This window comes from Methyloparacoccus murrellii (assembly GCF_054657115.1).
The window spans coordinates 31,140-53,434 of record NZ_BAAHXD010000014.1 but is presented as its reverse complement, the minus strand read 5'-3'; the positions used below and the strand labels follow the sequence as shown (position 1 = coordinate 53,434).

At 68.8% G+C, this 22,295-nt stretch carries 17 protein-coding genes; 5 read left to right on the top strand and 12 right to left on the bottom strand.

Annotated features, from left to right (window positions below):
* The first annotated feature begins 26 nt into the window (after positions 1-26).
* Entirely contained in the window at positions 27-2,111 is a 2,085-nt protein-coding gene (gene fusA, locus ACYQ1H_RS05970) for an elongation factor G (RefSeq protein WP_460027130.1), read from the top strand.
* A 102-nt stretch (positions 2,112-2,213) separates the two neighbouring features.
* Here the strand turns inward: fusA and ACYQ1H_RS05965 are convergent, their stop codons facing one another.
* From ACYQ1H_RS05965 to ACYQ1H_RS05945, 5 genes are all read right to left on the bottom strand, one after another.
* The gene (locus ACYQ1H_RS05965) at positions 2,214-2,876 is read right to left on the bottom strand and encodes a class I SAM-dependent methyltransferase (RefSeq protein ID WP_460027129.1); all 663 of its coding nucleotides are present in this window, start codon (positions 2,874-2,876) and stop codon (positions 2,214-2,216) included.
* An 11-nt stretch (positions 2,877-2,887) separates the two neighbouring features.
* Complete coding sequence (locus tag ACYQ1H_RS05960; RefSeq protein ID WP_460027128.1) at positions 2,888-3,637, bottom strand: globin domain-containing protein; 750 nt, start codon at positions 3,635-3,637, stop codon at positions 2,888-2,890.
* A gap of 159 nt (positions 3,638-3,796) precedes the next feature.
* Positions 3,797-5,488: a GTPase gene (locus ACYQ1H_RS05955; protein WP_460027127.1), complete on the bottom strand. Its 1,692-nt coding sequence runs from the start codon at positions 5,486-5,488 to the stop codon at positions 3,797-3,799.
* A 7-nt stretch (positions 5,489-5,495) separates the two neighbouring features.
* On the bottom strand, positions 5,496-7,307 hold the full coding sequence (locus ACYQ1H_RS05950; RefSeq protein ID WP_460027126.1) for a GTPase: 1,812 nt from the start codon (positions 7,305-7,307) through the stop codon (positions 5,496-5,498).
* Between the two features lie 18 nt (positions 7,308-7,325).
* The gene (locus ACYQ1H_RS05945) at positions 7,326-8,984 is read right to left on the bottom strand and encodes an MFS transporter (RefSeq protein WP_460027125.1); all 1,659 of its coding nucleotides are present in this window, start codon (positions 8,982-8,984) and stop codon (positions 7,326-7,328) included.
* 143 nt (positions 8,985-9,127) lie between these two features.
* Between ACYQ1H_RS05945 and ACYQ1H_RS05940 the strand changes: the two genes are divergently transcribed.
* Positions 9,128-9,652: a hypothetical protein gene (locus ACYQ1H_RS05940; RefSeq protein ID WP_460027124.1), complete on the top strand. Its 525-nt coding sequence runs from the start codon at positions 9,128-9,130 to the stop codon at positions 9,650-9,652.
* 6 nt (positions 9,653-9,658) lie between these two features.
* Here ACYQ1H_RS05940 and ACYQ1H_RS05935 read toward each other — a convergent pair whose 3' ends face one another.
* The 6 genes from ACYQ1H_RS05935 to ACYQ1H_RS05910 form a co-directional block, all read right to left on the bottom strand.
* Positions 9,659-10,909: a dicarboxylate/amino acid:cation symporter gene (locus ACYQ1H_RS05935; protein ID WP_460027123.1), complete on the bottom strand. Its 1,251-nt coding sequence runs from the start codon at positions 10,907-10,909 to the stop codon at positions 9,659-9,661.
* A 4-nt stretch (positions 10,910-10,913) separates the two neighbouring features.
* On the bottom strand, positions 10,914-11,606 hold the full coding sequence (locus ACYQ1H_RS05930; RefSeq protein WP_460027122.1) for an SIMPL domain-containing protein: 693 nt from the start codon (positions 11,604-11,606) through the stop codon (positions 10,914-10,916).
* Between the two features lie 95 nt (positions 11,607-11,701).
* Positions 11,702-14,605 (bottom strand): aminomethyl-transferring glycine dehydrogenase, encoded by a 2,904-nt coding sequence (gcvP, locus tag ACYQ1H_RS05925; RefSeq protein WP_460027121.1) that lies wholly within the window; start codon positions 14,603-14,605, stop codon positions 11,702-11,704.
* Between the two features lie 10 nt (positions 14,606-14,615).
* Positions 14,616-15,002, bottom strand: coding sequence for a glycine cleavage system protein GcvH (gene gcvH / locus ACYQ1H_RS05920; protein ID WP_460027120.1), 387 nt, complete (start codon positions 15,000-15,002; stop codon positions 14,616-14,618).
* Positions 15,003-15,028: 26 nt separating this feature from the next.
* A complete protein-coding gene (gene gcvT / locus ACYQ1H_RS05915; RefSeq protein ID WP_460027119.1) occupies positions 15,029-16,123 on the bottom strand; it encodes a glycine cleavage system aminomethyltransferase GcvT in 1,095 nt (364 codons plus the stop codon).
* Positions 16,120-16,836: a potassium channel family protein gene (locus ACYQ1H_RS05910; RefSeq protein WP_460027118.1), complete on the bottom strand. Its 717-nt coding sequence runs from the start codon at positions 16,834-16,836 to the stop codon at positions 16,120-16,122. Before ACYQ1H_RS05910 ends, gcvT begins: the two co-directional genes overlap by 4 nt.
* Before the next feature lie 75 nt (positions 16,837-16,911).
* Here ACYQ1H_RS05910 and ACYQ1H_RS05905 point away from each other — a divergent pair, with 75 nt between their 5' ends.
* Entirely contained in the window at positions 16,912-18,186 is a 1,275-nt protein-coding gene (locus tag ACYQ1H_RS05905; protein WP_460027117.1) for a transporter substrate-binding domain-containing protein, read from the top strand.
* Positions 18,187-18,272: 86 nt separating this feature from the next.
* Here the strand turns inward: ACYQ1H_RS05905 and ACYQ1H_RS05900 are convergent, their stop codons facing one another.
* Entirely contained in the window at positions 18,273-18,509 is a 237-nt protein-coding gene (locus ACYQ1H_RS05900; RefSeq protein ID WP_460027116.1) for a YgaP family membrane protein, read from the bottom strand.
* A 546-nt stretch (positions 18,510-19,055) separates the two neighbouring features.
* Between ACYQ1H_RS05900 and ACYQ1H_RS05895 the strand changes: the two genes are divergently transcribed.
* Complete coding sequence (locus ACYQ1H_RS05895) at positions 19,056-19,736, top strand: ABC transporter ATP-binding protein (protein WP_460027115.1); 681 nt, start codon at positions 19,056-19,058, stop codon at positions 19,734-19,736.
* Complete coding sequence (locus ACYQ1H_RS05890) at positions 19,733-22,291, top strand: FtsX-like permease family protein (protein WP_460027114.1); 2,559 nt, start codon at positions 19,733-19,735, stop codon at positions 22,289-22,291. Before ACYQ1H_RS05895 ends, ACYQ1H_RS05890 begins: the two co-directional genes overlap by 4 nt.
* Positions 22,292-22,295: the final 4 nt, after the last annotated feature.

Sequence of the window (22,295 nt, the reverse complement as noted above, 5' to 3'; positions counted from 1 at the left end):
AGCAATCAACCCCGTAGAGCATTTCCATGACTGACCTGACGCACTACCGAAACATTGGCATCTTCGCCCACGTGGATGCTGGCAAGACCACCACCACCGAGCGCATTCTCAAGCTCACCGGCAAGATTCATCGGATCGGCGAAGTTCACGAAGGTGAGTCGACCATGGACTTCATGGATCAGGAAGCCGAGCGCGGTATCACCATCCAGTCCGCCGCGACCACCTGCTTCTGGAATGGCCACCGGTTCAACATCATCGACACCCCCGGTCACGTCGACTTCACCATCGAAGTCTATCGCTCCCTGAAAGTCCTGGACGGCGGTATCGGCGTGTTCTGCGGTTCGGGCGGTGTCGAGCCGCAGTCCGAGACCAACTGGCGCTATGCCAACGACTCCGAGGTTGCCCGCGTCATCTACATCAACAAGCTGGATCGCATCGGCGCCGATTTCTATCGCGTCGTCAAGCAGATCAAGGACGTCCTGGGCGCCCACCCGCTGGTGATGACCCTGCCCATCGGCCGCGAGGACGGCTTCGTCGGCATGGTCGAACTGCTGACCCGCAAGGCCTGGATCTGGGACGACTCCGGCGATCCCATGAAATACGAGATCAAGGACGTTCCCGCCGACATGGTCGAGGATGTCGAGACATGGCGCGCCGAACTCGTCGAAAAGGCCGTTGAGCAGGACGACGAGGTCATGGAGAAGTATCTGGAAGGTGAAGAGCCGGATGTCGACACCCTCAAGCGCCTGATCCGCAAGGGCACCATCAACATGGACTTCTTCCCCACCTATTGCGGCTCCTCGTTCAAGAACAAGGGCGTGCAGCTGGTGCTGGATGCAGTGGTGGACTATCTGCCCAACCCGACCGAAGTCAAGCCGCAGCCGGAAGTCGACCTGGAAGGCCACGAGACCGGCAATTTCGCGGTCGTCAATCCGAGCCGTCCGCTGCGCGCCCTGGCCTTCAAGATCATGGACGACCGCTACGGCGCGCTGACCTTCCTGCGCCTCTATTCCGGCAAGCTGGAGAAAGGTACCACCGTACTGAACACCTTCACCGGCAAGACCGAGCGCATCGGCCGCATCGTCGAGATGCACGCCAACAACCGTCAGGAGCTGGATACGGCCCAGGCCGGCGACATCGTGGCCGTGCTGGGCATGAAGAACGTGCAGACCGGTCATACCCTGTGCGATCCGGACAATCCCGCAACCCTGGAACCGATGGTCTTCCCCGATCCGGTCATCTCCATCGCCATTGCCCCCAAGGACAAGGCCGGCAACGAGAAGATGGGCATTGCGCTGGGCAAGATGGTGGCCGAAGACCCGTCCTTCCACGTCGGCACCGACGAGGAAAGCGGCGAGACCATCCTCAAGGGCATGGGCGAGCTGCACCTCGACATCAAGATCGACATCCTCAAGCGCACCCATGGCGTCGAGGTCATCGTCGGCAAGCCCCAGGTGGCCTACCGCGAAACCATCACCAAGCGGGTCGAGGACGAATACACCCACAAGAAGCAGTCGGGCGGCTCCGGTCAGTACGCCAAGATCAACTACGTCATCGAGCCGGGCGAACCGGGGGCTGGCTTCGTGTTCGAGTCCACCGTGACCGGCGGCAACGTGCCGCGCGAATACTGGCCGGCGGTGGAAAAGGGCTTCAAGAGCATGCTTGACAAAGGCACGCTGGCGGGTTTCCCCTGCGTGGATTTCAAGGTCACGCTGACTGACGGTGGCTTCCATGCCGTCGACTCCTCTTCGCTGGCTTTCGAAATCGCGGCAAGGGCGGCGTTCCGGCAGACCATTCCGAAGTGCGCACCGCAGCTGATGGAGCCGATCATGAAGGTCGACACCTTCACGCCCGAGTCCCATGTCGGTGACGTCATCGGCGACCTCAACCGCCGCCGCGGCATGATCAAGTCCCAGGAAGCCGGTGCCACCGGTGTGCGCATCAAGTCGGAAGTGCCGCTGTCGGAAATGTTCGGCTATATCGGCGATCTGCGGACCATGACCTCCGGTCGCGGCCAGTTCTCCATGGAGTTCTCGCACTACATGCCGTGCCCGAGGCAGGTGGCCGATGCGGTCATTAAGGAAGTCAACGAGCGGAACGCGAGCAAGTAAGCGCTCGCCCGGCCCGCCTGCCCCCAAGGGGGCAGGCGGATGCAGGAACCCCACGGAAGGCGGCCCATCGGCAACGGTGGGCCGCCTTTTTGCATTGGTCGGCTAGAGCTTCAGGGCCAGGCCGAGGCCATCGGCGACCGGCAGCAGGCTGTAAGCAATGCGGTTGTCGTGCCGCAGCTTGTCGTTAAGTGCACGGATGGCCAGGGTGTCGGCGTCCATGGCGGCGGGATCGGCAACCCGTCCGCTCCACAGCAGGTTGTCGATCACCACGATGCCGCCGGGCCTGACCAGAACCAGCGCCCGTTCGTAGTAATCATCGTAATGGGCCTTGTCGGCATCGATAAAAGCCATGTCGAAACTATTCTCGCGCCCCTCCGCCAGCAGCTGGTTGAGCGTGGCGAGCGCCGGGCCGAGTCGCAGGTCCACGCGCGAGGCCACGCCGGCCAGTGCCCAGTAGCGGCGGGCCACGGCGGTCCAGCTCTCGCTGAGGTCGCAGGCCAGCATGTGTCCATCCGCCGGCATCGCCAGCAGCACCGCGAGCGAGCTGTAGCCGGTGAAGACACCGATTTCGAGCACCTGCCGTGCCTTGCTGAGTCGGGTCAGCCAGCCCATGAACTGGCCCTGCTCGGGCGTGATCTGCATCATGGCCTCCGGCAGCGTGGCGGTTTCCTCGCGTAGCTGTCGCAGCAGATCGTGCTCCCGCGGCGTCGCGGCAAGCAGGTAGTCGTAGAGTTCCTCGCCCAGCGCCAGGGCCTTGCCTGCCATGTCCAGTCCTCTCAGGATGTTTGCTTCAGGTGCCGGACGAGATCGGCCGCGGTGACCAGGCCGATCAGCCTGCCATCGGCGTCGACCACCGGCAGTACCGCGACATCGGGCCGTGACAGCCACTCGGCAGCTTCCTGGAGGGTGCTGGTCGGGGTGAGCCGGTGGCGAACCGGCGACAGGATGCCGGCCAGCGTGGCGGGGCGAGGCCCGCTGGCCGGCGGGACTGCCGCGGCGCCGGCGTTGGCTGCCGGCACGGAGGATGTGATCGGTGCCGGGACAGGCGAGGCCGATGGCCGGGTTGCCGGGGTATTTCCCGGCGCGGCGGGTTCGCGCGGCGCCCGGTTGAGGATATCGTCACGGGTGCTTTCGCAGATCGCCATGACCTCCCCGGTCAACGCCTCGGCAACCTGCAATTCCGCCAGCGTCTGCCGCAGATGGTCGAGGACGATATCGAAATGCTGGTCCCGGAGTCCCATGCCGACCAGTCTGGCATGGCTGACCCGCAGGTCCCGCCCGCTATATGCGTGCGGTCCGCCGAAGGCCATGGTCAGGAAGGACTTCTGCTTTGCCGCCTGCTCGCTGAGGTTGACGCCGAAGAAGAAGTAGTTGACCCGCGGATCGGCGATGACCTTGCGGTAGAAGATATCGACGGCCCGGTTGACGGTGGACTCGCCGCCGAGGCGTTCATAGAGGCTAGCATTCGGCGTGGCGGGTACCGCGTCATGCCGTCTTCGGAAGACATTGGCCAGGGTTTCGCTCATGAAGGTTGGCTCCTGTGGCGGAAAGGGATGCTAGGGGGATGCAGCCAGCGCGGGTCCGGCTTGCAGGCGGGAAGTCTGCCGCATTCATGAACACCCCGGCAAACGGTCTCCTGGCCGGGATGTTCCGATGCGATCCGGGGCATGTCTCTGGCAAAAGCCTCAGGGCGACATCGCCCGGCGAGCCGAGGGGTTGCCATCCTGGGTCAGCAGCATGCGCCGCAGCAGCGCGGGCACCGGCTCGCTGGCGGCTGGCGCCGGCGTGAGCGAGTGGAGCGCTGCCAGCAGCCGTTCGCCCTCGGCGAGGGTATCGGCGCGGTGCCGGTCGGCCTCCGCCAGGATCTGGCCGACCGCCTCCGCCTGCGCGGCCAGGGCGGCGGCAACGCCCTCGCGCAGGCCCCGCAGGGCGCTGTTCTCGACCGAGGGCCGCAGACGCGTGCAGGCAAACCATGGCAGCAGCCAGGCGAGGCCGATCAGCAGCAGGCTGTGGATGGCGAAGTCGGTGCCCAGATAATCGAGATGCCGGGTGGTGCTCTCGTAATAGCCCGTGACGACCTGATAGCTGGCCCAGCCCAAGGCTGCCAGCGGCAGGATCACGGCGAGCAGGCCCATGAACCGCAGCGCCACCCGCTGCGGGCGATTGCCTGGCAGGGCGAGAGCTTGGCGCAGCCGCAGCTGGCCACGGGCGAGCACCTGCCGGCCGGTCTCGGCCGGCACCGGGTCCAACACCGATTTCAGCGGCAGCGCCGGCAGCCCCAGGCGACCGGCTTCCACGACCAGCTGGCTCAGGGCATCGCGCACCCGGCCCTCGGCCCAGTCGTCCCAGAGCGGGGCCTGTACCGGCGCGGGCCGGTTCTCTGCCTCCGGGAGCGCGGGGCTCAGGACCAGGGCGCGGGCCAGCGGATTGGCGTCGCGGCCGGCGAAACCGGCGGCGGTCAGGCGCATGGGCCACGCCAGCCCGGCCATCAGATCCTCCTGTGCGGCGGCCCAGATACGTTCCCAGGCGCGGTCGAGCTCGCGATAGCCGGCAGCGCTGCCCAGCCGGGCGAGCGTTTGCTGCAGGGCCTCCCGCAGGCTCGCGATCCGGGCCCGCTGGGCACGTGCTTCGAGTTGTCCGAGCAGGTGCCGCTCGGAAACCTGCCGCAGCAGTCGCTGCAGTTCGGGGAAGTCGTCCGGCCGGCGCTCGGCGGCATTTTCCCGGCAGTCGGTCCGCAGCACGACGGGATCGTCGAAGCCGGCCGTGTTCAGCAGCCGGCGGAAATCGTCGTACTGGGCCTCGATCCCGCGATCCCACTGGTTGAGGACGAACAGCCAGGCATGGTCGCCGGCATGCTCGCGCAGCAGTCGCCAGCCGCGATCGTCACGGTAGCGTTCCGGACTGACGACGTAGACCAGCACATCGATGTGCGGCAGCCACTCCAGCACCAGTTCGCGATTGTGCTGCTCGACGCTGTCGATGTCCGGCATGTCGATCCAGAGCACCTGGCGCATGGCGTCGTCGTGGTGCGGCGCGCTGCGTACCCTGTCCAGTGGAAAGTCCCGCGGCAGCTGGGCGATCTGGATGGAGGCATGGCGATAGACGGACACCTCGCGCGAGGTGGGACGTTCGACGCCGGTGCGGGCGATCGGCTGTCCCGCCAGGCGGTTCAGCAGGCTGCTCTTGCCGACGCCGGTACCGCCGAAGAACGCCGCCACCAGCGGCCGATGGCTGCCGGCCTCGAACAGCATGCCGGGGCTGGCTGTTTCCAGGGCGTTCAGTTCGCGGATGTCCCGGGCCTGTAGCCAGCGCTCGCGCACGGCGTGCTCGGCCCAGGCGCGCGCGCGGTCGAGGAGATCGTCGAAGTTCGGGCTCATGGGCGGGTCACTGCAGGCGGGCTGTCGCCTGGGCCAGGGTTTCCGGCGCGATGCCGATGCGGAGCTCGGGGTCGATGCGCCCGGGAATCTGCGCCAGGCGCTCGAACAGGGCGGTGCGGAACAGCATCGCCACGGCGCTGCGCTGCCGCTGCTTCAGCTGTTCGGCGGCCCGGTTCATGTAGCGGCCGAGGGTGCTTTCGGTGAGCAGGCTGGTCACCGACAGCATCGCCGGCGCGATGACGAAGTCCTGCACGCCGATACCGCCCGTGTGCAGGGCCATGGCAAGGGCGGCGGCATCGGTCGTGACCCGCGTGGCGCGCAGGCTGTTGAGGACCAGCGGATGTTCCTGCAGGTGGGCATAGAGCCCGCGCGCGGTGCGCTCGATTTCCGGCCGGAAGCCCTCGACATAGGCGTGGGTGGCCGCGTCGAAATCCTGCAGCATGGCGGCGCGCTGCGCCGACAACTGCTGGTTGACCAGGCTCCACCAGCGTTGCGCGACCGGGTCCGGCGCGGCTTCCAGCAGCAGGCTCTCGCCGAGCAGGGCGAGCGCGTGCTCGGCGGTCTGCCGCAGCAGCGCGGGTTCGCCGCCGGCGATCGCCTGCCGGTGGCCCGAGGCGAGGCGACCCAGCTGCCGCACCGGCCAGGTCACCATCCGGCGCGCGCCCTGGAGCAGGCTGCCAAGTCCCGGGATTTCCAGCAGGGTCAGCAGTTCGCCCAGCGCCCGCTGGAAGGTCTCGTAATGCAGGGGATGATCGAGGTAGTCGCGCTGATAGCGCGTCAGGCAGTCCTGCAGCGTCTGGTCGAGCCGCTGTTGCCAGTCCTCCTGCAGCCGGTGTTCGGCCACCACCGGCGCCGACCAGGCCGGCCAATGGGCGCTCAGCAGCCGGCGGGACGCGTCGGCATAGCGCCCCCGCTGTACCTGCCGGCGGGCCTGTGCGAGGCTGGCAAGCATCTGCTGGCGTTCCACCGCCAGGCCGGCGAGTCCGGGCGGATTCTGCAGGTAGGGCAGGGCGATCACCGGGGCTGGCGGATCGCTGCGGAAATCGCGCCACTTGCCGGCGAGCGAGCGCAGCAGCGTGGTCTGGGCGGCGGGGTCGGTCTTGTTGAGCAGGATCAGGGTCGGCTGCGCCAGGGGTTGCAGCAGGCGCATGAATTCCCACACCGACAGATCGGCGTATTTGTCCTTGCTGACGACCAGGACGACGATGTCCGCCAGTGCTGCCACCCGCAGCACGGCATGACGGTATTCGCCGGACTGCACCGAGTCGAAATCGGGCGTGTCCCAGAGCACGGCATCCCGCAGCGCCGGTTCCGCGGTCGCCGGTTCCGCCGAGTCCAGGCTGAAGCTGTCCAGCCGGGTGGCGTCCAGCATTTCCCGGGGCAGGCGGCGGTAACCGTGGAAATAGCCTTCCAGATCCCGCAGCAGCGGCGCCGACACCGGTGCGAGCGCGAAGCCCTGGGCATGCACGGTAAAGCCGGCCAGGGGGCTGATGCTGGCCAGCTCCAGGCCCGCGAGCCAGTTCATCGCCGAACTCTTGCCGGCCTGGGTGGGGCCGAGGATGGCGATCTGCAGCGGCGGCGCGGGCTGTTGTCCTTCCAGCCACGCCAGTTTTTCCAGCACGGCCTCGGCGAAACCCAGCGAGGGCAGCAGCGGCGCCAGGGCTTCGCGGCGGCCGGGTACGGTGCCTGGCGCGGCGTCGGCGAGGGCGCGGTACCGCTCTTGCAGCAGGCGGAGAAAGGCGAGCATGAGGTCGGCGGGAGCGGCTTCGGGATGCGGCGGATTGTACACGATGGCGTTGCGGGCACCGGCGCGTGTCATGGCGTCCGGCCGGCCCCGTCAGACGCTGCGCAGCCGGAACAGGCGTACCGCGCCGATGGCGGCGAACGGCACCGCCAGGCCGATGATCGTCACCACCATCAGCAGCTGGCCCAGTTCGCTGTAGTCGGCCGGGACGCTGACCTGGCCGGTGGCGGCATCCCGGACCTCGCGCGTGACGGTATAGATCTGGTTCAGGTATTTGGTGCCCAGCTGGCTGAGCGCCAGGGACAGATTGGTGAACGAGGCCATGACGGCGAAGAAGGTCGCCTTCAGATGGCTGGGCGCGGCGTGGGCGATCCAGGCCAGCATGGGCACCATGGCGATGTGGCCCAGCGGCGATTCCAGCGCCGTATCGACGATAGCGATGAAGCGCGCGTCAACCAGGCCGCCGGTCAGGCGCACGGTCCACTCGTGCAGCCCGTAATACATGCCGATGACCGGCAGCGACAGCGCCGCACCGATCAAGGTCAGCAGCGCCACCACGGCGGCGATGGAGCGCTCGGCCATGAAGCGGCGGAACAGGAACAGCCCGGCCAGGCTGAGCACGCTGCCGATCAGCGACAGCCGGGCCATGAAGGACTGGTCGAAGCTGAGCACGTCGATCATCCACCAGCTGGAGCCGGGACCGGGGGTCGGCACGGCACGAAAGAAGAAGATCAACACCGCGGTGCCGACCAGCGTCGAACGGGCGGCGGGCGCCATGTCGTTGGTCAATTGGTGCATCAGCGCCAGAATGATGCCCATGGAGATGGTGAAGATGATTTCCTGGCCGAAGGCGAGATCGGCCAGCCCTACCGCGACGGTTCCGGCCGCGAAGGCGATGCCGCCGCCAAGAATCCACCAGTTCGGCGACGTGCGCGTCTCGTGTACCGCGGTCATGGCGGCGATCTCCGCCGTCGAGTAGCCGAGCCGGCGCAGATCCTGCCGCTGGCGGCGCTGCAGATGGGCAGCGAAAGCCACGCCGAAACAGGACGTGGCGGGGATGATCAGCGCCATCAGGTAGAGCCTGCGGTAGATGGCGATCTTGTCGGCCTCGGACATGCCCTCGACGCCGTTGAACATCAGCACGTTGACCAGCGCCACGATCAGCGTGCCGGCGATGATGGCGACGCGCCCCAGCGTCTGCATGGTTGCATGCATCAGGCGCTGCTCGTCCTCCGGATAGGGGCGGCCGGCCTCGTTGACGGTGGGCACGGCCTCCACGGTCATGGCATCGGCGACGACGTCCTGGATCACATAGCCGACCGGTGCCAGCAACACGCTCAGCACATACCAGCTGCCGGCCGGCAGGATGGCCTCCATGGCCGCCCGGTCGTGGAGCAGGCCGAGCATGATCAGCAGGCTGGTGGCGATCAGGCCGGCGCCGAGAAACACCAGCCCACCCTTGTAGCGCCAGATGAGGTCGACCAGGTGGCCTACCGGCAGCTTCAGCGTCCACGGCAGCATGGCCCAGAACGACAGGCCGGCGAGGAACTCGGCCGAGAGACCCAGGTATTCCTTGACGAAGAAGGTGCCGACGATGGCCGTGAGCCCGGAAATGCCGGCCGCCAGGTACACCATCAGCGGTGGCAGGTAGCTGATGCGCAGCTCGCGGCCCAGCTCGATGAAGTTGCGGTCGAACCAGCGCCAGAGCGATGCCAGCAGGGCGGAAACAGGTTGGGGGAAAGGCGTTTGCATGATGGGGATGGGAAAGCGGGGACGATGCCGGATTTTACCGGAATGGCCCCGGTGGGCGCGGCGCGGGTAAGATGCGCAGGGCCGGCCGCACCGCGGGGCAGGCCGGCCCGATGGTGCCAAGCAGCCCGCGCATGATGGTCACGATGAAGATACTGTCCGGATGCCTCCTTGTTCTGCTGCCGATGCTGGCCCAGGCCGTCAACTGGGAAGCCAGCATCACCCATTCCGACACCCCGCTGCTCGACAGCGAGATCCAGCAGGCCCTGGGCCAGGGCATCGGCCAGGGGTTCGCCACCGCCTTTCCGGGACGCCAGTACGGCATCCAGGTCCTGCTGGATACCCAGCCTTTGCCGGCGGCAAACGGCGATCTCGTCTATCTGGCCCTGGGACTTTGCCACCGGCTGCAGAACGGCGCGCTGGAAATCCCCGTCGGGCGCTTCAGCGACCTGCTGCTGTTGCCGCAGGGCATGGCCCCGGAGGCCCGCAAGGAAGCCGTCGTGCAGAAGCTGACGGCCGTCGCCGCCAGCTTTGCCCGCGCCATGATCCAGAACAAGCCGGCCTTCGACCATGCCCTCTCGTCCCGTCCGCAGGTTTCCGGGCACTGGTCGGAATGGCCTGATTACCGGCCTGCCAACCCGTCCGGCACGGTCGGCGGGGCAGCCAGGTAGCGTATCTCAGTCGTCGGCGGGCAGGCCGCTGACCCGGTGGACGATGAGCGAACCCACCAGATCGCCCTCGACGTTGACGGCCGTGCGCACGGCATCGATCAGGCGGTCGATGGGCAACAGGATGCCGATGGCTTCGACCGGCAGTCCCACCGATTGCAGGACCATGACCATGGTGACCATGCCGGCGCTGGGCAGTCCCGGGGCGCCGACCGAGGCCAGCATCGCCATCAGGCAGACCACCAGCTGTTGCAGCAGGTTCAGCTCCACGCCGGCCAGGTTGGCGACGAACAGCGCCGCGCCCGCCTCGTAGAGTGCCGTGCCGTCCATGTTGACGGTCGCGCCCAGCGGCAGCACGAAGCGGGCGACCCGGGGCGCCACCCGCAGATGCTCGCAGGCGACGCGCAGGGTTACCGCCAGGGTGGCGGAACTGGAACAGGTGGCGAAGGCGGTCAGCAGGGCTTCCTGCGCATGTCCGTAGAAAGCGCGCGGCCGATGGCGGGTCAGCAGCCAGAGGAGGCCCGGCAGCAGCACCAGGCCGTGGATCAGGAGGCCGCCGACGGCGACGGCGATGAAGCCGGCAAGGCTGGCGAACAGGGCCGTGGTCTGGGTGGCGACCAGATGCGCCAGCAGGGCGAAGACACCGATGGGCGCCAGGCGCATGATGCCGCCGATCAGCACCAGCATCACGTTCAGGGCATCGTCCAGCAGCTGCCGCAGGCGGCTCGCCGACTCGCCCAGGCGGGCGATGGCCAGTCCCAGCAGCAGGGCGAAAACCACCGTCGGCATCACCGCGCCTTCCGCCATCGCCTTGAAGGGATTGACGAAGAGTCCGTGCAGGAAATGCGTCAGAAATTCCCCCAACCCCAGCGGCGCCAGCGCCGGGCCGCTGCCCATGGCGTCGCGGAACATCGCCAGGCTCAGTCCCTGGCCGGGCGCGAACAGGTTCATCAGCCCCAGTCCCAGGCCGGCTGCCAGCGCTGTGGTGCCGAGGTAGTACAAGAGGGTCGTGCGCCAGATGCGGTCCGACTGTTCGTGATCGCCGAGGCTGGCGACGCCCGAGGCGACCGACGCCAGTACCAGCGGCACCAGGACCATCTTCAGCAGATCGACGAACAGCCCGCCCAGCAGTTGCAGTGGCGGCAGCCAGACGGCGCGCGCCGGGCTGTCGTCGGCGGCCAGGTTCAGGTAGACGCCGACCAGGAGGCCGGCCAGCGCCGCCAGCAGGATTTGCCCGTTGAGGCCGGGGCGGCGGGGCATCGGCTCAGTCCGCCTGCAGCTCGATGGTGCCCTGCACGGTGACGGTCACGGTCTGTTCGCCCGCCTCCAGTGCGGGGCTGGCGGTTTCCGCCACCATGGCCCGTGGGGCCATCCGGAAGGCGGGCGGCGGCGCCGAGCCGGCGGTGTTCACATCCAGGTTGACCAGGCGGTAGCGCTTGCGGCCCAGATCCTGGGTGATGCGCTCGGCCCGCAGCTGAAAGGCCTTGAGGGCCTCCGAGATCAGCCGGTCCTGGGTGGCATGCAGGCTTTCGGGCGAGATCTCGTAGCTGACGGATTCGACCTTCAGGGTTTTCTGCAACTCGCCGATCAGCCGGCCGAGCTTTTCCGGACTGCGGCTTTCCAGCCGGATGGACTGCTGCACGCTCCAGCCGTTGACCTTCTGGTTCTGGTAGGTCGGTTGCGTCTGGTAGTTCAGCGTCTGCACGGATACCTCCGCGACCTTGCGCGCCTGTTCCACGGCCGCAGCGATGGCCTTGTTGACGTCGGCCGCCAGCGGTTCGGCCTGCGGGCCCTCGCTGCGCTGGAACAGCACGGCGACCAGCAGATCGTTGGCGGCCTTGCCTTGGGCGGCGGCGCCGAGGTTGATGCGGTCGTAGGTCAGAGGGGTGTCGGCGGCATGGGACATGGGCGTGCTCAGGGACAGCAGGGACAGGGCGAGGAAGATCAGGCGTTTCATGGACGACTCCGGGTGGCTGGACGATGAAGGTATCCCAGGGCGGATTTGCCTGGCGCGAATCGGCAGAGGGCGCGGGTTTGTCGCGGCCGGCCTCCTCAGGCGGCCGGGCCGGGCGGCGCAGCGCCAGTGTCGTAGGACGCGGTGGGCGGGCAGCTGCATTGCAGGTGGCGGTCGCCCCAGACCTCGTCGATGCGGTTGACGCTGGGCCAGAATTTGTTGGCGCGCAGCCAGGGCAGGGGGAAGACGGCCTCCGCGCGGCTGTAGGGACGTTTCCAGTCGTCCGCGACCACATCGGCCTGTGTGTGCGGGGCCCGTTTCAGGGGGTTGTCGTCGGCGGGCCAGAGACCGGACTCGACCTTGCGGATCTCAGCGCGGATGCCCGCCATGGCCTCGACGAAGCGATCCAGTTCCGCCCGGGTTTCCGACTCGGTGGGCTCGATCATGATAGTGCCCGGCACCGGAAAGCTGACCGTCGGCGCATGAAAGCCATAGTCCATCAGCCGCTTGGCGATATCGATCTCGGCGATGCCGGTCGCCGCCCGGATGGGCCGGATGTCGAGGATGCATTCATGCGCGACCCGACCCCGGCGGCCGCTGTAGAGCACCGGGTAATGCTCGCCCAGCCGCGTGGCCAGGTAGTTGGCGTTGAGAATGGCGATGCGGCTGGCCTGCACCAGGCCGGTGCCGCCCAGCATCGCCAGGTACATCCAGGTGATCGGCAGGATCGAGGCCGAGCCATGGGGCGCCGCGTTCACCGCGCCCTGCCCGCATTGTTCCGGGCCAGGTGCCGGGTGGCCGGGCATGAACGGCGCGAGATGGGCCGCAAGGCCGATCGGCCCCATGCCGGGGCCGCCGCCGCCGTGCGGGATGGCGAAGGTCTTGTGCAGGTTCATGTGGCAGACATCCGCGCCCATGTCGGCGGGCCGGGCCAGCCCCACCAGCGCGTTGAGATTGGCGCCGTCCAGGTACACCTGCCCGCCGTGGCGATGCACGATGGCGCAGATGTCGCGGATTGCCTCCTCGAACACGCCGTGGGTGGAAGGATAGGTGATCATCAGTGCCGCCAGCCGGCCGGTGTGCTCTGCCGCCTTGCGCTCCAGGTCGGCGATGTCCACGTTGCCCTGGGCATCGCAGGCCACGACCACCACCTCCAGCCCGCAGAGATGGGCGCTGGCGGGATTGGTGCCGTGCGCGGACTGCGGAATCAGGCAGATATCGCGCTGTACCTCGCCGCGGCTGTCATGGTAGCGGCGGATGCCGACCAGCCCGGCATATTCGCCCTGGGCGCCCGAATTGGGTTGCAGGGAGATGGCATCGAAGCCGGTGATGGCCGTCAGCCAGGCCGTCAGATCGTCGAGCAGCTGGCGATAGCCGGCCGCCTGATCGGCCGGCGCGAAAGGGTGCAGGTCGGCGAATTCGGGCCAGCCGACCGGGATCATGGCACTGGCCGGGTTCAGCTTCATGGTGCAGGAACCCAGCGGGATCATGGCGTGATCCAGCGCCAGATCGCGGTTCTGCAATGCCTTCAGATAGCGCAGCATGCCATGCTCGGTGCGGTGCCGGTGAAACACGGGATGGCTGAGGATGGCATCCTGGCGCAGCAGCGCCGGCGGCAGGTTCTCGCCGGTCGCGATGACTTCCGCATCCAGCCGTTCGAGGTCGGCTTCCCGGCCGGTGATCAGGCTCAGCAGCTGTGCCAGCGCCTCCGGCGTCACCGTCTCGTCGAAGGCCGCCGCCAGTCCGCCATCATCCAGCCGGCGCAGGTTGTAGCCGGCCCCGGTCAGGATGTCGTGGAGCGCCGGCGTCCGCTCGCCGGCATCGAAGCGGACGCTATCGAAGAAGTGCCGGTGCCGGACCGCGATGCCGGCCGCGCGCAGGCCCGCCGCGAACAGGGCGGCCAGGCGATGGATGCGGCGGGCGATGGTGCGCAGGCCCTCGGGACCGTGGTAGGTGGCATAGAAGCCGGCCAGGTTGGCCAGCAGCACCTGCGAAGTGCAGATGTTGGAGTTGGCCTTCTCGCGGCGGATGTGCTGCTCGCGGGTTTGCAGGGTCATGCGCAGCGCGGTCCTGCCGCGCGCGTCGCGCGCAACGCCGATGATGCGGCCCGGCATCGAACGCACGCAGTCCTCGCGGGTGGCGAAGAAGGCGGCATGCGGGCCGCCATAACCCATCGGCAGGCCGAAGCGCTGCACGGAGCCGAGGGCGATGTCGGCACCCAGTGCGCCGGGGGATTTCAGCAGCACCAGGGCCATCGGATCGCAGGCCACCGCGACGATCGCCCCGCTGGCCTTGAGGCCGGCGATGGCCGGGCCGAGATCGGCGACCAGGCCCCGGTCGTCGGGATATTGCAGCAGGGCGCCGAAGCAGTTGCTCTGCGCCGCGGTCGCGAGCGGTCCGCTGACCAGCTCGAAGCCGAGATAGCGGGCCCGGGTCTCGAGGACGGCTCGGGTCTGCGGGAAGCTGTATTCGTCGACGAAGAACCGCCTGGAGTCCGACTTCGACAGCCGTCGCGCCATGGCCATGGCTTCGGCGGCGGCCGTTGCCTCGTCCAGCAGCGAGGCGTTGGCGATGTCCAGCCCGGTGAGATCGACCACCAGCTGCTGGTAGTTCAGCAGGGCCTCGAGCCGGCCCTGGGCAATTTCCGGCTGGTAGGGCGTGTAGGCGGTATACCAGCCGGGGTTTTCCAGGACGTTGCGGCGGATGACCGACGGCATGACGGTGCCGTGGTAGCCCATGCCGATCAGCGAGCGCTGCACACGGTTGTGCCGGGCCCGCGCCGCGAGATCGGCCAGGGCGCGATCCTCCCGGCGCGGACCGGGCAGTGCCAGGGGTTGCCGCAGGCGGATGCTTTCCGGCACCGCCTGGTCGATCAGCTCATCCAGGCTGGCGAGCCCGAGGACCGACAGCATGCCGGCGACCTCCGCGGCGCTTGGCCCTAGGTGCCGGGCGAGGAAGGCGTCCTCCTGGGTCAGCTCGTCGAGGCGCGGCTGTCCGGTCATGACCGCCAGCTCAGGTTGGTTCGACGAGGGCGCGGTAGCCCTCGGCATCCAGCAGCCCGTCGAGATCGGCCGGATCGTCCGGTTGCAACCGGATCAGCCAGGCCGCGTAGGCATCCTGGTTGAGCGCCTCGGGAGCCGCCGCCAGCGCTTCGTTGACGGCGATGACGGTGCCGGCCACCGGGGCGTAGACATCGGAGGCGGCCTTGACCGATTCCACGACGATGATGTCCTTGCGGGCGGCAACCGTGGTGCCGACAGCCGGCAGTTCGATGTAGACCAGGTCCCCGAGGGCTTCCTGGGCATGGTCGGTGATGCCGATCGTGAGGCTGCCATCGCTTTCGTGGCGGACCCACTCGTGGCTATCGGTGTACCTGAGGCTGGCGGGGATCTGGGACATGAAATCTCCTGTCGGATGGTGCGGTTTCAAACGAGAATCTTGCCATGCCGGACGAACGGCGGCGGCACGACGCGGGCCGGGGCCGGGCGTCCACGGATGTCGACCGCCACGGTGTCACCCGGCCGGGATGCCAGCGGCAGGCGTGCCAGGGCAATGGATTGTTGCAAGGTCGGCGCAAAGCTGCCACTGGTGATATGCCCGGGGCCGTGTTCGGTGGCGACCGACTGACCGGCCCGGAGCATGCCGCGCTGCGTCAGCACCAGACCGAGCAGGCGGTGGCGCTGCCCCTGCGCCCGCAGGGCGGACTGGCCGATGAAGTCCCGCCCGTCGTCCAGCCTTACCGTCCAGCCGAGTCCGGCATCCAGTGGCGAGGTGTCCTCGTCCATGTCCTGGCCGTAGAGGTTCATCCCGGCTTCCAGCCGCAGGGTGTCGCGCGCGCCGAGGCCGGCCGGCCGGATGCCGGCCGCCGTCAGGGCCTGCCAGGTAGTCTCGGCCAGCCCGGCGGGCAGCAGGATCTCGAAGCCGTCCTCGCCGGTGTAGCCGGTGCGGGCGACGAACCAGGGTCCGGTCTCGGCGGCCTGGAAGGGCGCGAGGGCGTCCGTGGCGGGCCGGATTTCCGGCAGGGCCTGCCAGACCCTGTCCCGCGCCCGCGGACCCTGGATGGCGAGCAGGGCCAGGTCGCGGCGCGCCTGGATGGCTAGGTCGCTGTGTCGCGCCTGTCGCTGCTGCTCCAGCCAGGCCAGATCCTTGTCGGCGGTGCCGGCGTTGACGATCAGCCGATACTGGCTGGCCGACCGGCGATAGACGATTAGGTCGTCGATGACGCCGCCATGGGCATTGAGCATGCAGCTGTAGAGCGCCTGGCCGGGCGTGCGCAGTCTGGCCACATCGTTGGCCAGCAGATGCCGCAGGAAGTCCTCGGCGCCGGGACCGGCGATGTCCACCGGCAGCATGTGGCTGACGTCGAACAGCCCGGCGTCCTGGCGCACGGCCAGATGCTCCTCGATCTGCGAGCCGTAGCTCAGCGGCATGTCCCAGCCGCCGAAATCCATCATCCGGGCGCCCAGCGCCCGGTGCCGGGCATGCAGGGGGGTGGTCTTGAGCGTGGTGTTCAGGTTCATGGTGCGTCGTGGCGATGAGGGTCTGTCCTGGGCGCGGGCGCCGCTTTCTGCAGCTGGCCCACATGGGCGCCGACCAGGCGCGAGATGAGGATGGCCAGGTACAGCTGGCCGCTGACCGCCTCGATCACGGCCAGCGCGCGTGCCGGGCGGGACATGGGCACGATATCGCCATACCCCAGGGTCGCGAGGGTCACGAAGCTGAAATAGGTGAAATCGTCGCGGTTCAGGGTGGCGACGGGGCCATGGAAGGCGTCGGGCATGCCCATGGCCAGAAACTCGTAGACATAGGCCCAGACGAGGCCCAGCAGCAGATAGGCGCAGACAGCGGCGAAGATGACGTCATGTGTCACGCGGCGTCGTTCCGTCCAGATGTAGCCTGCCACGTTGACGAGGGCGTGCAGCAGGAACAGCAGGGACGACAGGCTGACGACGATGGGGATCAGCTCGGCGTCGCTGAGGTGCAGATGGACGCGGCCGACGAGGCTGACGGAGGCGATGCCGATGGCCAGCCGGTAGTTGTAGCGCTGGCGCCGGACCGCGTAGATGCCGGCCAGGAAGGTGCCGAGAAACAGCAGATCGGTCAGCAGGCCGCCTTCACCGTCCTCGTCCAGGAACGGCCGGATCAGCATCATCAGCAGCAGGGCCAGCGTCAGCAGGCCGAAGCTGCCGATTTGCCGCTGCAGGCCCGAAAAGCCGGCGCGTAATCGAGACATGCGGGGAATCTCCGGTTGCGGTTCGCGTCATTATCCCCGATCCTGATTCCCTTGCCCGATTCCGCGCCTGTCGTCATGCTGCCCGATACCCTCAAACCTACCTGCCGCCGGATAACGGCCATCCTGGCCTTCGCCCTGCTGCCGGCCTGTTCGACGCCGCCGGCACCCCGGCCGGACATGCCAGCGCCACCGATCATCGTGGGTGTCAGCGGCGACTACCCGCCCTTCTGCGAGGCCCGGCCCGGTCCGGGCACGTGGCAGGGCTACTCGGGTTTCGACATCGAACTCCTGCGACAGCTGTCCGCCGATCTTGGCCGGCCGGTGAGCCTGCGACCCTACCGGTGGGGCGAGCTGTCGAAACTGATGGCCGAGGGGCGGCTGGATCTCGCGGTCTGCGGCATCACCCTGCGCGGCGACCGGGCGTCGGCGATGGCCTTTTCCCGGCCCTATGCGTCCAGCGGCGCGGTGGCAGTGATACGCGCCGAGGATGCCGCGGAGCTGCCGACGCTGGCCGCCCTGGACCGGCCGGGGCGGCGCATCGCGGTCAATGCCGGCGGCCATCTGGAGCGGGTTGCGCGGAGCCGCTTCCGGCATGCCGAACTGCGCCCCCTGGACGACAACCGCCGCTTGCGCGAGGCGCTGGCGCGCGGCGGGGTCGAGGCGGTGGTTTCGGACATTCACGAGGCGGGCCGCTGGTCCGGTGTCCGGCAGCTGGGGCCCTTTACCAGCGATCTGAAGGCGCTGGCCATGCCGCTCGATCGGCTGCCGCTGCGCCGGGATATCGATGACTGGCTGGCCCGGCAGGAAGCCAGCGGCGGGCTGGCCGCGCTGCGCCAGCGGCAGCTGCTGGCGGGCGCCGCGGCGTCGCCGGCGGGCTGGTGCGCCCGGGCCCTGGCGGTGGCCATCGACCTGCGCTTGTCGCTGATGCCGCGGGTCGCCGCCGTGAAGCGCCGCGTGCGACTGCCGATCAGCGACCCGGCGCAGGAGCGCCAGGTGCTGGCGCGGGTCCGTGCGGATGCCGGGCGCGCGGGGCTGGACGAGGCGGCGGCCGGGCGTCTGTTCCAGGTACTGATGGCGCAGGCCCGGCAGATTCAGGCCCGGAGCCCGACGGCGGCGGCCGCGGACTTGTCGCTGGCGGACCTGCGCCGGGCGGTTGCGGCGGCGAGCGACTCGCTGCTGCCGGAAATCGCGCGCTGCCGGAGCGTGCTGGCGGGGCAGGAAGAGGCGGTGCGCGGGAGTCTCGACGACCGGTTGTCGGACCGGCTGGATGAGGGGGCGATCGAGGCGTTGCTGGCGGTGTTGCCGCCGCAGGCGGATTTTTCGCCTTCCCGGGTGTCAGAGCAGCGGTGATTCAGGGATCTTCCCGCTGCTGGGTGGCGTGGCATGGTGACGGGAGCCGCCCGCGGAGGGCGGCTCGGTCCTTGCCGGCCAGTGGCCTAGACGACCGGTGGCTTGTCCTCCGGACCCACGGTGCTCCTGCCCAGCAACGAGTAGGCCGGACACCACTTCAGTAGCGCCATTGTCGCGACCACGAGACCCGCCAGCATCAGCAGGCCGCTTTCCATGATGGAGGCCAGGATCATGAGGCCGACACCGACGCCCAGGCGGATTTGCTGGTCCTTCTTGCCGATATTGAATTCCCGTTTGAGCAAGCGCGAAAAATCGAGACTCATCGTCATCCTCCGGTTTGTTGTTGTTATGCGAGAGCTGTTGTGCCACCGGCTGTTACCGGTATTGGAGAGCCGCTGCGGCCAACCGCGCGATACTATCATGGTGGGGGATGCGAGCGGACGACATACCAGGGGTATCCCGCGGGCACTCAGCCAGGGTTTGCGACCGGCGGGCAAGGGGCGAGACTTCCTGGGGCGGGGTCGGGCGCGCCTGTGCCATAAGCCGGGCGATATCCGGGTCTTGCCATGGGCGGTTTCCGCTCGGCCCGCCCGGCCGGCAGCCGGGTTTGCCCCGCAGGGCGAGTCATGGGCGCAATCCGGCATCCGGTATGGCGGGATATGCCGGCCTCTCCCGTTCGGCGCAAGCGAAAGAGGGTTTCCTGGACCTGGACGATACGGGATTCGCGCGCTTGCCATCGCGCCGTCCATGGGCCGGGTGGAATCCCTTGCCGGCATGGGGGAAACCCTGGTCAGGCCTGTATTGCGCCCGATTCACCAAGGCCGCGCCGCCTGTCTTGAGGTCGTTATCGTGAACTCATGGAAGAAACGATGAAACGATTGCTGCATCTCCGGCAGGTTTCCCATGGTTACCGCGAAGCCGGTGCCTGGCGGACGGTATTGCGGGGCGTGGACCTCGACGTTGACGAAGGGGAACAGCTTGCCCTCATCGGCCAGAGCGGGTCGGGCAAGTCGACGCTGATGCACCTGATCGGCGGGCTGGATCTGCCGCAGGCGGGGACGATCCGTTTCGGCGAGACCGATCTGGCCGCCCTCGGCGAACCGGCGCGAACCCTGTGGCGGCGGCGGCAGGTCGGTTTCATCTACCAGTTCTTCAACCTGATTCCAACCTTGACGGTGATCGAGAATGTCCTGCTGCCGCTGGAGCTGAACGGCGTGACCGAACCCCGGGGACGGCCGGCGGCGCTGGCCCTGCTGGCGGAGGTCGGGCTCGGGGAGCGTGCCGAGAGTTACCCCGACCGGCTCTCCGGCGGCGAACAGCAGCGGGTCGCCATCGTCCGGGCGCTGGTTCACCAGCCGCCGCTGGTGCTGGCCGACGAGCCGACCGGTAACCTCGACGCCGCGACCGGCGAGCAGGTGCTGGACCTGCTCGACCGGCTGGTGCGGGCGCGTGGGCGCACGCTGATCCTGGTGACGCACAGCGCCGAGGTCGCGCGCCGCGCCGATCGCCGTGTCCGGCTGGTGGACGGCCGCATCGCGCCGGTCGCGTGAGCGTGTCGCTCCTGGGCCGGGCCAACCGGCGGCACTTCGTCCGCCATCCCCTGCAGGGGTTGCTGGCCGTGCTTGGCGTCGCCCTGGGGGTGGCGATGGTGATATCCATCGACCTGGCCGCGACCAGCACGCACAGGGCATTCGCCCTGTCCATGGCGGCGCTGACCGGCCACTACACCCACCATATCCGCAGCCACGGGCCGGATGGCCTGCCGGAGGCTCTGTTCGCGCGTCTTCGCACCGAGGCGGGCTTGCACGAGAGCGCGCCGGCCATCGAGGGATTCGCCAGCCTGGCCGGGACGACCCTGCGGCTGGTGGGCTTCGATCCCTTTGCCGAGCGCAACGCCGGCAGCCGCTTTGCCCGCGCCTCGCGCGGCGACTCGAGCCTGCGGCTGCTGACGGAGCCGGGCAGCGTGTTGCTGTCCGCGGTCAGTGCCGGACGGCTGGGGGTGCGCGTCGGCGACACCCTGGAAGTCACCCTGGCGACCCAGCCGCAGCGGCTGCGGGTGGTCGGCCTGATCGAGGCCGACGGGCCGCCCGATCCGGCGCTGGAAGGCGTCATCCTGGCTGACATGGCGACCGCGCAGGAACTGCTGGGGCGCGTCGGCTGGCTGGATCGCATCGATCTGGTGCTGGACGGATCATCCGCCAGCGAGGCGCGGGTTCGGGCGCTGTTGCCGCCTGGCGTCACCCTGGCCTCCGCCGCCGGCCGGCAGAGCGCGACGCAGAACATGACGGCGGCCTTCGAGCTGAACCTCCGCGCCATGAGCCTGCTGGCGCTGCTGGTCGGGTCGTTCCTGATCTACAACACCATGGCCTTCTCGGTACTGCAGCGGCGCGAGCTGCTGGCATCCCTGCGCCTGCTGGGCGCGACCGGCCGGCAGCTGCTGGCGGAGATCCTGCTGGAAGCCGCGCTGCTCGGGCTGCTCGGCAGCGCCCTGGGGCTGGCGCTCGGCGGGCTGGCCGCCCGCGCGCTGCTGCACATGGTTACGCGCACCATCAACGATCTCTATTTTGTGCTGACCGTCAGCGAACTCATCGTCGACCCGCTGGTGCTGGCCAGCGGCGCCGGCCTGGGCGTGGCCGTCGCGGTGCTGGCGGCCCTGGGACCGGCCGTCGAGGCGGCGCTGACCTCGCCGATCCTGACCCGGGCCCGCTCCGGCGCCGAGCACTCGATGCGGCGGGCCCTGCCCTGGCTGGGCGCGGTCGCCGTCCTCGCCCTGCTCGGGGCCGGCGCCTTGCTGACGGTGGACCTGCCGGGTCTGGCGCCGGCCATCGCCGGGGTGTTCCTGCTGCTGCTGGGGTATGGGCTGCTGACGCCGCTGGCGCTGGTCGCCGGCACACGCCTTGCCGCCCGGTGGGGGACGGCAGTGGCCGGTGCACGGCAGGGGCCAGGCCGGGCCTGGCTGCTCCGTCTCGCCGTGCGCGGCATTGCGGCTTCCCTCAGCCGCACGGGGCTGGCGATCGCCGCGCTGACCATCGCCGTAGCGGTCAGCATTGGCGTCGGCACCATGATCGAGAGTTTCCGTGGCACCATCGCCGAATGGCTGGAGCAGATCCTGCAAGCCGATATCTATATCGCCGCGCCCAGCTCGACCTCGCGCGCCAGCCCGCCCCTGCCGCCGGACCTCGCCGGGCAACTGGCCGGGATTCCCGGTGTCGACCGGCTGAGCCCCGGGCGGCGGCTGTTCCTCGACACCTCGCTCGGCGAAAGCGAATTGCTGGTGCTGGACCCGCCCTACCTCGACCGGCCCGGCTTCCGCTTCCGCGACGGCGATGGCCGCCGGCTGTGGGCGCGGTTTCCCGAGCTGGAAGGTCTCCTGGTCTCGGAGCCCTACGCGCAGCGGCATCGGCTCAGGGTCGGCGACCCCGTCGGGCTGGGCACGCCCAGCGGGCCGGTGAGCCTGCCGGTGGCCGGCATCTTCTTCGACTATCGGTCCGATCAGGGCCTGATCGTGATGCACCGGCGGCTGTTCGAGCGCTACTGGCCGGCTGCCGCCAGCACCACGCTGGGCCTGTACCTGGCGCCGGGCGCCGATTTCGCCAGCGTGCGTGCCGAGGTCGAGCGGCGGCTGGCGGCGCTCGGCGAGCCGCTGATGGTGCGCTCCAACCGCGAGATCCGCGCCGCGTCGCTGGAGACCTTCGAGCGCACCTTCGCCATCACCCAGGTACTGCGCCTGCTGGCGGTGGGGGTCGCCTTCATCGGCATCGTCAGCGCCCTTCTGGCCCTGCAGACCGAGCGCGGCCGCGAACTGGCGGTGTTGCGCGCGATCGGCCTGACGCCCCGGCAGACGGGGGCACTGGTGCTGTTGCAGACCGGCTGCATGGGGCTGATCGCGGGATGTCTCGCGGTGCCGCTGGGGCTGGCCGTGGCGGTGGCCCTGGTGCAGGTCATCAATCTGCGCTCCTTCGGCTGGACCATGGCGCTGACGGTTTCCGGGCCGCCTCTGTTCCTGGCGGTGGCGCTGGCGCTGCTGGCGGCGCTGCTGGCCGGGCTCTACCCGGCGCGGCGGGCCATGCGGATAGCGCCGGCACTGGCCTTGCGGGAGGAATGAGGCC

Excerpts from the sequence above, each read along its gene's own strand:
- fusA (WP_460027130.1), top strand. The coding sequence starts at position 27 with ATGACTGACCTGACGCACTACCGAAACATTGGCATCTTCGCCCACGTG.
- ACYQ1H_RS05965 (WP_460027129.1), bottom strand. The coding sequence starts at position 2,876 with ATGGCAGGCAAGGCCCTGGCGCTGGGCGAGGAACTCTACGACTACCTG.
- ACYQ1H_RS05960 (WP_460027128.1), bottom strand. The coding sequence starts at position 3,637 with ATGAGCGAAACCCTGGCCAATGTCTTCCGAAGACGGCATGACGCGGTA.
- ACYQ1H_RS05955 (WP_460027127.1), bottom strand. The coding sequence starts at position 5,488 with ATGAGCCCGAACTTCGACGATCTCCTCGACCGCGCGCGCGCCTGGGCC.
- ACYQ1H_RS05950 (WP_460027126.1), bottom strand. The coding sequence starts at position 7,307 with ATGACACGCGCCGGTGCCCGCAACGCCATCGTGTACAATCCGCCGCAT.
- ACYQ1H_RS05945 (WP_460027125.1), bottom strand. The coding sequence starts at position 8,984 with ATGCAAACGCCTTTCCCCCAACCTGTTTCCGCCCTGCTGGCATCGCTC.
- ACYQ1H_RS05940 (WP_460027124.1), top strand. The coding sequence starts at position 9,128 with ATGAAGATACTGTCCGGATGCCTCCTTGTTCTGCTGCCGATGCTGGCC.
- ACYQ1H_RS05935 (WP_460027123.1), bottom strand. The coding sequence starts at position 10,909 with ATGCCCCGCCGCCCCGGCCTCAACGGGCAAATCCTGCTGGCGGCGCTG.
- ACYQ1H_RS05930 (WP_460027122.1), bottom strand. The coding sequence starts at position 11,606 with ATGAAACGCCTGATCTTCCTCGCCCTGTCCCTGCTGTCCCTGAGCACG.
- gcvP (WP_460027121.1), bottom strand. The coding sequence starts at position 14,605 with ATGACCGGACAGCCGCGCCTCGACGAGCTGACCCAGGAGGACGCCTTC.
- gcvH (WP_460027120.1), bottom strand. The coding sequence starts at position 15,002 with ATGTCCCAGATCCCCGCCAGCCTCAGGTACACCGATAGCCACGAGTGG.
- gcvT (WP_460027119.1), bottom strand. The coding sequence starts at position 16,123 with ATGAACCTGAACACCACGCTCAAGACCACCCCCCTGCATGCCCGGCAC.
- ACYQ1H_RS05910 (WP_460027118.1), bottom strand. The coding sequence starts at position 16,836 with ATGTCTCGATTACGCGCCGGCTTTTCGGGCCTGCAGCGGCAAATCGGC.
- ACYQ1H_RS05905 (WP_460027117.1), top strand. The coding sequence starts at position 16,912 with ATGCTGCCCGATACCCTCAAACCTACCTGCCGCCGGATAACGGCCATC.
- ACYQ1H_RS05900 (WP_460027116.1), bottom strand. The coding sequence starts at position 18,509 with ATGAGTCTCGATTTTTCGCGCTTGCTCAAACGGGAATTCAATATCGGC.
- ACYQ1H_RS05895 (WP_460027115.1), top strand. The coding sequence starts at position 19,056 with ATGAAACGATTGCTGCATCTCCGGCAGGTTTCCCATGGTTACCGCGAA.